Annotated in this window: 8 protein-coding genes and 1 tRNA gene; 4 read left to right on the top strand and 5 right to left on the bottom strand. The window is 50.7% G+C overall.

Going from position 1 to position 10,407, the window contains the following annotated elements:
• Positions 1 to 136: 136 nt before the first annotated feature.
• Genes ABIE61_RS14190 through ABIE61_RS14180 form a run of 3 tightly spaced genes read left to right on the top strand, consistent with a single transcriptional unit; the run spans position 137 to position 4,740 of the window.
• A complete protein-coding gene (locus tag ABIE61_RS14190) occupies positions 137 to 367 on the top strand; it encodes a hypothetical protein (protein ID WP_354410589.1) in 231 nt (76 codons plus the stop codon).
• Entirely contained in the window at positions 364 to 1,296 is a 933-nt protein-coding gene (locus tag ABIE61_RS14185; RefSeq protein ID WP_354410586.1) for a hypothetical protein, read from the top strand. Before ABIE61_RS14190 ends, ABIE61_RS14185 begins: the two co-directional genes overlap by 4 nt.
• A 9-nt stretch (positions 1,297 to 1,305) precedes the next feature.
• Positions 1,306 to 4,740: a DEAD/DEAH box helicase family protein gene (locus ABIE61_RS14180; protein WP_354410584.1), complete on the top strand. Its 3,435-nt coding sequence runs from the start codon at positions 1,306 to 1,308 to the stop codon at positions 4,738 to 4,740.
• Between the two features lie 86 nt (positions 4,741 to 4,826).
• Here ABIE61_RS14180 and ABIE61_RS14175 read toward each other — a convergent pair whose 3' ends face one another.
• The 5 genes from ABIE61_RS14175 to flgA all read right to left on the bottom strand — a co-directional run bounded on the left by ABIE61_RS14175 (position 4,827) and on the right by flgA (position 9,394).
• Entirely contained in the window at positions 4,827 to 7,298 is a 2,472-nt protein-coding gene (locus tag ABIE61_RS14175) for a helicase C-terminal domain-containing protein (RefSeq protein ID WP_354410581.1), read from the bottom strand.
• A gap of 322 nt (positions 7,299 to 7,620) precedes the next feature.
• Positions 7,621 to 7,697, bottom strand: a tRNA-Arg gene (locus ABIE61_RS14170).
• A 41-nt stretch (positions 7,698 to 7,738) separates the two neighbouring features.
• Entirely contained in the window at positions 7,739 to 8,236 is a 498-nt protein-coding gene (locus ABIE61_RS14165; RefSeq protein ID WP_354410579.1) for a flagella synthesis protein FlgN, read from the bottom strand.
• Positions 8,237 to 8,242: 6 nt separating this feature from the next.
• Complete coding sequence (gene flgM, locus ABIE61_RS14160; protein WP_206838970.1) at positions 8,243 to 8,563, bottom strand: flagellar biosynthesis anti-sigma factor FlgM; 321 nt, start codon at positions 8,561 to 8,563, stop codon at positions 8,243 to 8,245.
• 126 nt (positions 8,564 to 8,689) lie between these two features.
• Entirely contained in the window at positions 8,690 to 9,394 is a 705-nt protein-coding gene (flgA, locus tag ABIE61_RS14155; protein WP_354410576.1) for a flagellar basal body P-ring formation chaperone FlgA, read from the bottom strand.
• A 65-nt stretch (positions 9,395 to 9,459) separates the two neighbouring features.
• Between flgA and ABIE61_RS14150 the strand changes: the two genes are divergently transcribed.
• Positions 9,460 to 10,398 (top strand): chemotaxis protein CheV, encoded by a 939-nt coding sequence (locus ABIE61_RS14150; RefSeq protein WP_206838975.1) that lies wholly within the window; start codon positions 9,460 to 9,462, stop codon positions 10,396 to 10,398.
• Positions 10,399 to 10,407: the final 9 nt, after the last annotated feature.

Here is a 10,407-nt window from a genome sequence, read left to right as displayed (position 1 = left end):
TTAAAAAGGGTTAAAAGTGTTGAATTTTCGCCTCTGAGGCGGTGATAACGACATTTCAGAGCCTTGGATCGGACTTATTCGTAGCTTCCCTAGGCGTGATGCTGATGGTAATATATCCATTGACTTCAAAACTCGAATGGATGAGGACTCTGCACCAACTACATGGTGGGATAAAAAAGAATATGCTTCATCAAATTATGGTGCAGCAGAGCTGAAGAATTTATTCTCAAAAAACGATTTTGATTTTCCAAAAGCTAAGGGTTTGGTTTTTGACTGTTTGAAGGCAGCTGGTGCTACTTACCCTAAATCACTAGTACTAGATTTTTTGGTGGCTCTGGAACAACTGCTCAAGCAGTTATTGAGTTGAATAGAACTGATAGTGGAAAAAGAAAATACATACTTGCAGAGATGGGTGAGTATTTCGACTCAATACTTAAGCCTAGAGTTCAGAAAGTAACTTACACCGATGTCTGGAAAGCGGGCTCTCCGGTTGCAGGCACTGAAGGGAATTTCAATGGTGTCTCTCACTGCTTCAAATACATCCGTCTAGAAAGCTACGAAGACGCCCTCGGTAACCTTGCCTTGCATCGCAGCAAAGGCCAGCAAACCCTGCTGGAAGCGCACGAAAATTCCGAGCTGGATGCTGCACGTCAAAGCTACGTAATGAACTACATGCTGGAGGTGGAGACGCGTGGTTCAGCGTCTCTGCTGGATACCAAGTTGTTCACTGATCCGACGGCATACCAGCTCAATGTGCGTTCAGCCAGCGGTGACGAAACCAAAGCGGTAAACGTCGATCTGCTGGAGACCTTCAACTACCTGCTGGGCCTGGAAGTGGAGCATATCGCTGCGCCCATCTGGTTTGATGCTGAAATCACCCAGGGTGAGTTTGGCCGTTGGCAGGCGCAAGTGAAACGCGTCAATGCGGAAGATCTCAAGGCAATGAACGATGCTCAGCGTGCGCGCCTTTGGTGGTTCCGTACCGTTTATGGTGTTAATCGTGCTGGCCAGAAGGTGCTGGTTGTATGGCGTAACCTGCCGTCGGTGATTGCCAAGGACGAGAAGGGCTTGCTGAAAGACAATGCCGTGCTGGATGCTGTGCTGATCGAGAAGCTCCATATCCGCCTGACCAGCAGCCAGGATGATGAAGTGGATATCCACTATGTGAATGGAGACCACAACATTGCCATTCCGAAAAACCGTCGAGGTGAGCTGATGGAAGAGGCTCGAGTCCAGCTGATCGAAGAAGCCTTCCATCGTTTGATGTTTGCCAATACCGAATCGGGTGAGCTGTAAGGAGGCGGTATGGCAACAACCAAGACAAAAGCGTCAGCCCAGGCGGGTGGCGTTCGTGGCAAAAAAGCCGCCAAGCAAACACTGGAGTTTCGGCACCACCTGGTGCTGAACCAGTGGCTGTTTTCCCTGTTCGGCTTTGAGTCGGTCTCAGGGCGTTACCCTGTGGGTGATACTGACCAGCGCGAAGCCGCAACCCTGGAAGTCTTCCGTGATCGCTTTCAGCTGATGGGGGATGTAACGGGGCGTAACAGTGAAGGTGTTCACCGGATTATCGAAGCGATCATTCAGAACTTTGATAATGGCCCTGGCCAGATTGCGACGGGCCAAGTCAAGCTGACAGAAGAACAGTTGCTCGACTATGACCGCCATATCAAACTGATCACTGACAAAATTAATCTGGCGCGTGCCAGTGCCGGTGAAACTGAGCTGGAATGGAAGTACTTCCAGTACCTGGCGCTGCTGTTTACAGAGATCTATCTGGATTACCTGTTCACGCGTCCTGAAGAGCTACTGTTGGCGCTGAATGAGCAGATCCAGCGCTGGAACGAGCACTGGTTGGATGAGAAAAATTACAGCCATAAGCCGCTTGAACTGCTGAACCCGGATGACGATTTCTGGCCGCAGCTGAGTAGGATTGCGTTCTGGAGTGCGACCGGCTCCGGTAAAACCCTGCTCATGCACGCCAATATTCAGCAGTTCCGCTATTACCTGAAACGCTTTGGCAAGGCGAAGAACATCAACAAGATCATTTTGCTGACGCCAAATGAAGGGCTGACCCGTCAGCATCTGCAAGAGCTGAAGACTTCAGGCATCGCAGCAGCTGAATTCAGTAGCCGTGCGACTGGCCCTACAGGAGACATGTTCTACGCTCAAAACCCTGTACTGGTAATCGACGTTAATAAGCTTCGTGAGAGTGAGAACAACAAGACTGTTGCCGTGGACAGCTTTGGCGGCAACAACCTACTGCTGGTGGATGAAGGACACCGTGGGACGGCAAGTGGAGGCGGGACCTGGTTGGAGTATCGTCGCAGGCTCTGTGCCCAGGGCTTCTCTTTCGAGTATTCGGCAACCTTTGCGCAGTCCAGTGGGCAGCACGAAGACCTGCGTCAGGTGTATACCAAGTCAATTCTGTTCGACTACTCCTACCGTCACTTTTACAGCGATGGTTACGGTAAGCAATCTCAGATTTTGAACCTGGAAAAGAACCTGGATGCGGGTGATGAGTTCCGATATCTGGTGGCGTCGCTCCTCAGCTATTACCAGCAGCTGCGCCTGTTTGACGACCAGCCCGATTTGTTTAAGCGCTTCAATCTGGCACGACCACTCTGGGTGTTTGTCAGCTCAAAGGTAACGGCCAATCTGAGTACGGGGGAAGCCTCGGATACGGTTAAGGTGCTGTCGTTCCTTGACCGTGTGATCAGTCAGCGTGCCGAAACGATCAATGCAATTGAACACCTGCTCAATAAGGGCATGGAAACGGCTGGTGGCCGTAACCTGCTGGATGGTCGCTTCAACTACCTGAAAGAGCTGGACCAGCAGCCTGCTGATATATACCTGGATATCCTTGAGCGTGTGTTCCATTGCAGCGGTGGTCATCTCTATGTTGAGAACATCATGGGGGTTGCAGGGGAGATTGCGCTACGTGGCGGGATTTCAGACAAGCCCTTTGGCGTGATCAACGTGGGCGATGATGCGAAGCTGGTCAAACTCTGTGAGTCGCACGATCTGAATGTGCAGGATGCCCGTTTCAGCTCGTCATTGTTCAATACCATCAATGCCGACGACTCACAGATTAACCTGCTGTTGGGCTCGAAGAAGTTTACCGAAGGCTGGAGTAGCTGGCGTGTATCCAACATGACGCTGATGAATGTGGGCAAGAATGAAGGGGCCCAGATTATCCAGCTGTTCGGCCGTGGGGTCCGTCTGAAAGGCTTCCAGACAACGCTGAAACGTTCAGCCGAGTTGATCAATGAGCTCAAGCAGGCGGGGTTGGAGCGACCGCAGCATATCGGGATTCTGGAGACTCTGAACCTCTTTGGTGTGAAGGCGGATTACATCGCCCAGTTCCGCAAAGAGCTTGAGGATGAAGAGATTCCGGTCAATGAAGGCTTGATCGAATACGAAATGCCGCTGGTACCGATGAGCAGCTTGCCGAATAACCTGCCAGTGATTCGCCTCAAGCCCTCCATTGCCGGTAAGGCAATAGGGGGAGCGGGGATGGCATTCCAAGAGTTGGCTGAACAGGTCGAGCTGTTACCACCCAGCGCCTTTCTCAAAAATGGACACCAGGCTGCGTATCAGTACTTCTGCGATCCGCCCCGCGTACAGTTGGATTTTTACCCGCGTGTAGGGGCCTTTGCCACAGATAAGCGTGGTGAACAGCAGGTTAAGCGCGATGGCAAAAAGCTAAGGCCGGAACACCGGTTGTTGCTGGATATGGAAGCGCTGTACTTTGACTTGCTGGCCTTTAAACGGGATAAACGCTGGTCAAACCTGACAGTGACTCAGGAGTCTGTCATTCAGTTGTTAGAGGATCCAAGCTGGTATGAGCTCTATGCGCCTGAATCGGTGATGGAACTGGGTGACCTAAGCAAGTTAGAACTATGGCAGGAAATGGCCTCGGCCCTGCTGCGTAAATATTGCGAGATGTTCTATGGCTATCGTCGCAAGCAATGGGAAGCTGACAAGCTGGAATACCGTCCCATTACCGAGAATACCAAGTATCTCTTTGGTGTCAGCGAGCGATCGCCCAATGGTAGCTATACGCTCACGTTAGATACCAAACGCCATGGGTCTCTGATCAAGCAGCTGGACAACCTACGCGGCCACCTTTTGGCCAACGATGTTGCCGAATGGCAGAACAAGATTCTGGAAGGGCTGGAGTTCCTTTGGTGCGAGCGCCACTTCTACCAGCCTTTGGTAGCGGCTACCCAGGGGTTGGACTTCCAAGTGAGCCCTGTTGCCTTGAACAAGGGGGAAGCCCAGTTTGTGAAGGATCTGCAGGCGGTCTGGGAGCAGGATGTATTTGATGGCTATGAGCTTTACTTGCTGCGTAACCAAACAGGTCAGGGCGCTGTAGGCGTCTTCGTTGATGGTGGTTTCTACCCGGACTTCATCCTTTGGCTGATTCGAGATGGCAAACAGCATGTGGTATTCGTAGACCCGAAAGGGCTGCGTAACCATACGCCGCAGAGCCCAAAGGTTCAGTTCCACAAGGCGATCAAGGGTATGGAAGCGGATCTGATTCAGCAAAATCCGGCCAATGCCAATGTTCAGCTGGATGCTTTCCTGATCTCTAATACGCCCAAAGCAACGTTGCTGGGGGACTGGCGTGATGACCAGGGCAAACCCGTGACGGAGGAGCAGCTGGCAGAGTGGAATATCCTGTTTGAGCAGGACGGGGTGGATGCGATTAGAGCTCTCATAAAGAAGGTTGAGATATGAAGTGATGGGGCAAAGCTGAGGAGTTCGCATTTAAAGCATATACTCCCCAGCTCTGCTGGGTCGTCAGTCTATACCATGATAAACGCCTATTTCGAACCTTGAGGAACCGTGTATTGCGGGACTATATCTGAAGATAAGAGCTTGTGTTGCCTGAGCTGCTTTTCAACTGTCCCCGTATCCACGAAACTTCCAGAAGTAGCTAAGGATACGGAATAAGCACGGATTGCACTACGTAGTTTTTGCAAGCTCTTTCCATTCATTATTCGGATGTCTGTATGTGGGGAGGCTGCATGTTCGAAAATAGTCTTTGGATGAACCATAATCGGTGTCATCGAGCAGGTATTATCATATTTGTCATGAAACCAGTTGATTGATCCGCTGAGCTGGTTTGTGTCAGATTTCGAAATCTTTGCAGCGGATGTTGCACCACTTTTACATTCGATCACCAGGTATTTGAGATCTCCAAGAGCCCAAAGATTATCAGGGCCTCGGCCGACTTGCTCTTCGGGGCGCTCCGATCCAAAGCCAAGAAAGCTACCTAGGTCTTTCATTGCTGCCTCGAAGCGTTTGCTGCCCTCTTCTCCCCAGTCTAAATCATCGATTAGCCCGTTGATCCAAATGGCAAGGTCATTGCCCTCAAGGAACTTTTCCATAAACGCAGAAGCTGCTCCAGCTTGACCTGCAGATGGCGCGCTGAGCTTATTATAGGTGACGCCCGCAACTGGCTTAAGCAGCCGTTGATTGAGGCTTAAAGCAGATAATTGAAGTTCTTGAGCCTTTGCCGGGTCGCTGAAATTCGTATATTCGGCTAGCTGTTGTTTTAGATAGCCCTGAACCTTGTCCTCTAATGTATCATTAACTGCCTCCTGAGCTTTTCTAGTTGCTAGATCATGCCTACCAATACGTACTGCATCAAAAGCTTCCCTAAGCCGGACTTGGTTACTATCTAAATGTCCTCCATCGATGGGAGGAGCATTTACTACGGCATTTCTACCTGCGTTTACCCATTGATCGTCCTGTTCTAGGCATAAATCTAGTATGGGGCGCAGTTCCTCAAGAGATTTTCCACGTATCTGAGAAGCCACACTTTTTCCTAGTTCTATTTGGGCACGGGTTGCGGATGAGAATGTTTGCTCTGCTTCTGGTTGGTGTAATCTTTGCGTCAACCGCCCTCCAAGTAATAAAACAACACAATGGTCGTCGCTGGACCGCACGCCGCGCCCCATACCTTGCTCGATTCTTTGTATCTGTTGAACTAGTTGCCTTTTAGTACCATCGAGAAGTTGCATTTCAAGGCGCTCGCTTAAACCGTAAACTTCTGGAAGCCCATCAATGACAAGAAGTTCGCAGGCAGTGCCAGGAAGGTCGATACCGTCATACTTGTTTATTAGTACGGTTAGGCCAACATGCTCTTTCTTTAGGCGGTCAACCCCGTTGCGAATGGTGTCTTTATTTAAAGTTTGGCTGGCAACACCCTCCCAAAAGGTTGCCTTTTTGTGGGACGGGACTATCACTACTACATTGCGCTCATTGGCAATGTCAGAGACGAGTGTTCGGACATCCTCTGGTGTGTAGTCAGGATTTATCTCTTGCGGAGCCAAGATCATCCGATCTCCAATGTCGCCGCCGCCTTTTGGACGAATTGGTTGACCAACTTCAGCAGAGAGAGCTTTGAAATGACTTACCAGAATGGTGTCATCGGCAAGTGTTGCCGTCATATGGATTCGCCGTTTAGCGGATGCAAAAGCTGGTATTCTGTCTATTGGAATAAATCGTGGGACAATTTCTAGCCGGCTTCCCCCAAAAAAACAAGTACAGAGCGGAATACATTCGTTAAGTAATGGCCAGTTCCATTTCAGTTCGTCTTCGTTCCTGTTCGTATGTAATAGCCTGACAACATCATCTTGGCGAGCTTGCCAAGCCCAGTACGGAACTGTCATGACAATACTTGGGTCGTGAGCTTTAATATCAAGTAAACCTGATGGAGACTGTGATTTAAGCTCCTCTTCGAATATTTCAAGGAGCCCGTCATAGACTGGACTGCCGGTGGTCGATTGGATACAGAACTGTTCGTAGACGACGCCAAGGCAAGCATGTGCATCATCTATTACGATGCTTCCAATTGGTATTTTTTGTTCGGCGACACCAAATACGGAACGACCATTGAAGAGCTTGTGGACATTGGCTACCAAAATGGAGCGGCCAGCTATGAAGTCAGGATCTTTCTCGTTAACAGTTGTGCAGACTCCTAACGCTTTCGCTTCCTTACAAACTTGTTCGACCAGGAAATTGTCAGGAGTAATGTATACGGCGGGTTTGATATTCTCATTGAGTGAGCTTTGAAGGCAGAGAAGTCCTACTACTGTTTTGCCTCCTCCAGTGTTCATTTTAATGGTCAAATCTTTGGCTGTTCTGCGTGAGTACCATTCATCTAGGACATCCGCCTGCTCATCTAACGGGCGCTTGAAGCGGGCGTCACGCTTCAACGTTGTGAAAATTTTTCGTGGGTCCGTCTGATTTGTACTTAGTCCTGTATTTAGCTTACCAAAGTCCAGCACCGTATCTCTCCCTTCTATGCTAGTGATCCTTAAGTAGTCATGTTAGCTAAGTGCCGCTGGAGATTGTAGAGGAGGATCAAAGATAAGACTGGACTGAAGTTGTTGCTAAAGCTGTCAAGAGATGAATGCTCAGAAGTGGCACGCACTTACAAAATATTCTGAATAAAGCTGTGTTATCGACCGATAACGGAGCATGAAGAGAAAAAGGTCTGCATTGCTAAGCAAGGACCAAACCTTGGTGCGCACCTTGGTGCACTTTTGCTTTTTGGTGGTTTTTTGATCAATCTAGAGCGGTTTAAATTACGTAACTGATTGATTTAATTGGTGCCCCAGGCAGGACTCTAACCTGCGACCTGCCCCTTAGGAGGGGGCTGCTCTATACAACTGAGCTACTGAGGCATTTCAAGGCTGTGGATTCTACCGCCAGCAGTCCAAATTTTCTAGGCTTTACCCAGCCTGCGTTGACCTTCGTAGCGACCCTTGTCACCTTTCTGGTCATAAATGGAGTTGCCTTGGGCATGCCCCTGCAGTAATGCCAGCAGTTGGTCAGTATTTTGTTTACTGCGTACCAACGTCTGCTCGTTGCGCTGATTTAGCACGCGTACCTGTTCCAGTGACTGTTCCAGGCGCTGCCACGCCTGCTCCAGCAATTCGCTGGCGGGCGCGGGCAGGGTACGGATGAAGACAATGACAGCATCGCGGTTGGTTTCAACCTGAAGCTTTGTCAGCAGATCATTGCGCTCACGAATGTTGCGATCAAGTCCCAGCAGGCATTCCTGTTTCTGTTGGTTGCTTTGTTTGAGATGTTCAAGATCGCGTGTCTCAAGCGCAGTTAGTTCTGTGTCGAGCAGTGTCTGCAGCTGTGACAATAGTGCAGTGCCTTGGTCGATCAGGGCGCCAAACTGGATACTGATATCCTTGACGGGCTGGTCAGTCATCAGTTATCAGCCGAGTAAACTGTCAAGCTGCAGCATACGGTCGGCGATACGCTCATTATCGATCTTGTAGGAGCCATCTTCGATGGCTGCCTTGATCTGAGCGACACGGTCGCTGTCCACATCTGCGTTTCCGCTGTTTTCGCCCACAGAGCGCTGCAGCGCTTGCGCTGTATCACTGATACGTACAGTGTCGTCGCTCCGAGCAGGTGTATTGTCTGCAGGCTTGTTTCCGGTGTTGTTGCCGGTGGCCTGGGTCTGCTGCTCACTGACTTTACCTCGGTTGCCTGCCGACTGGGCGGGAGACAGGCCGGGAAAATCGATAGCCATTTTAAATTACCTCGCAATCAGTTCTATGCAAGGGTATCGGTCGCCCTGAGTAAAACTTTAAGGTTTTTTACATTAGTGAATTAATCGGCAGTATAGCGGAACAGGCCAGTGGCTGCTAACCGGAGATCATGGAACGCGAACCAAACCGCCGCCTTCTACACGTGCACGGATTTGTCGCTCTGAGCGATTGTTGATGACATCGATTATGTCGCCAATACGTCCGTCTTCGCGTGCAGTCCCTTCGGTACGGATGACAGCGCCGCCTCGGGATGCCTCGATTATCACCGGATCGCCTCGGCTGACGGCGTTTGCCTGAGTCAGCATGCGGGGGGTGATCGGAGTGTCGGCGCTGATACTGATGCGGGCCTGACTTCCGACGACATCCTGCTGACGGTAAAAATAATCACCTGACAAACTGGCAATATCGCGCTCCCGCAGCTGCAATTTCCCGGCGCTTATACGGCTGCCTTTGACGATTGGCGTTGCAGCGACCACAATCGCTTTATACTGCTTAACTCGGCCGGTGACAAAAAGGCTCCAGCGTGGTGTGCTGCAACTGGCTTTTGCGGTGATGCGCTCACCACTGTGGAAGGGCAGTGTTACATGAACGGGAGCTTCACAGGGTGCGAGTTGCAGGTGCTGATTTACCGGGTTCAGGCTGACCTCGACCCGGCTGTCTGGTACTTTAGACAACAAGTGTTGTTTAATGGCTTCAGTCACCTGCAAGTTGATCCGTGCTGCGGTATCATCTGCATAGGCCGAAAAAGGCAGCATCAGGATGCAGACTATGGCAAAAACAGTGGCAACTGGTGTTAAATTGATATTATTCACGCGGGTGTCCTGGCTTTCGAAGCCGGGCGAAACTCATTGTTAGCGACCTCGGGGTTGGTTAAATCATGTCAGGGATCCTGGATACTGTAAACCTGCGCACGCAGATGGTCGGTCAGAACCGTCTTGAACTGTTGCTTTTCGGGCTGGAAACCAATCAGCGCTACGGCATTAACGTATTCAAGGTACGAGAAGTGCTGCAGTGTCCGGATCTGACTGAAGTGCCGCGCCAGACCAGTGCAATCAAGGGGATGGCGCATATCCGCGGCGAAACCATCCCGGTACTTGATCTGTCTGAAGCGATTGGTCGCAGGCCGATCCCGGAAGAGGATCTGCCCAAAACCTTCCTGATTGTGGCCGAGTATAACCGCCGTACGCTTGCCTTCATGGTGCGCAAGGTTGACCGTATCCTGAATACTCAGTGGGACCAGATCATGGCCCCGCCGAAAGAGATCGGTAACGAGAACTACCTGACGGCTGTTTTCGAGTACGAAGGCAAGCTGGTTGAGATTCTGGATGTAGAACAGATCCTCGCGGACCTGTACCCGATGTCCACTGATGTCAGCGATGAAGTAGCGACTCAGGATGATCGCGCCCGCGCGCGCCAGCGCCACGTTCTGATCGTCGATGATTCGGCCGTGGCGCGCAATCAGATGCAGCGCAGCCTGGAAGACCTTGGCGTGAAGGTTTCGATTGCCAACAATGGGCGTCAGGCGCTTGATCTGTTGAAAGGGTTGGTCGAAAAAGGGGTGGATGTTGAAAGCTTTTTCCTGATGGTGATTTCTGATATCGAAATGCCTGAAATGGACGGCTACACCCTGACCTCCATGATCCGTGAAGACCAGCGCATGTCTAAACTGCATGTGGTGCTACACACTTCACTGAGTGGCGGTTTCAATGTATCGATGGTGAAAAAGGTAGGGGCCGACGGTTTCCTGGCCAAATTCAACCCGAACGATCTGGCCGGAGTGGTAGTCAACCGTATCCGTCAGGTCGAACAAGGCTGACGGGGAGCG

The sequence above is a fragment of the Marinobacterium sp. MBR-111 genome, assembly GCF_040547585.1.
Taxonomy (GTDB): domain Bacteria; phylum Pseudomonadota; class Gammaproteobacteria; order Pseudomonadales; family Balneatricaceae; genus Marinobacterium; species Marinobacterium iners.
Note: the sequence above shows the minus strand (reverse complement) of the source record. Positions and strands in the feature narration are given on the sequence as shown.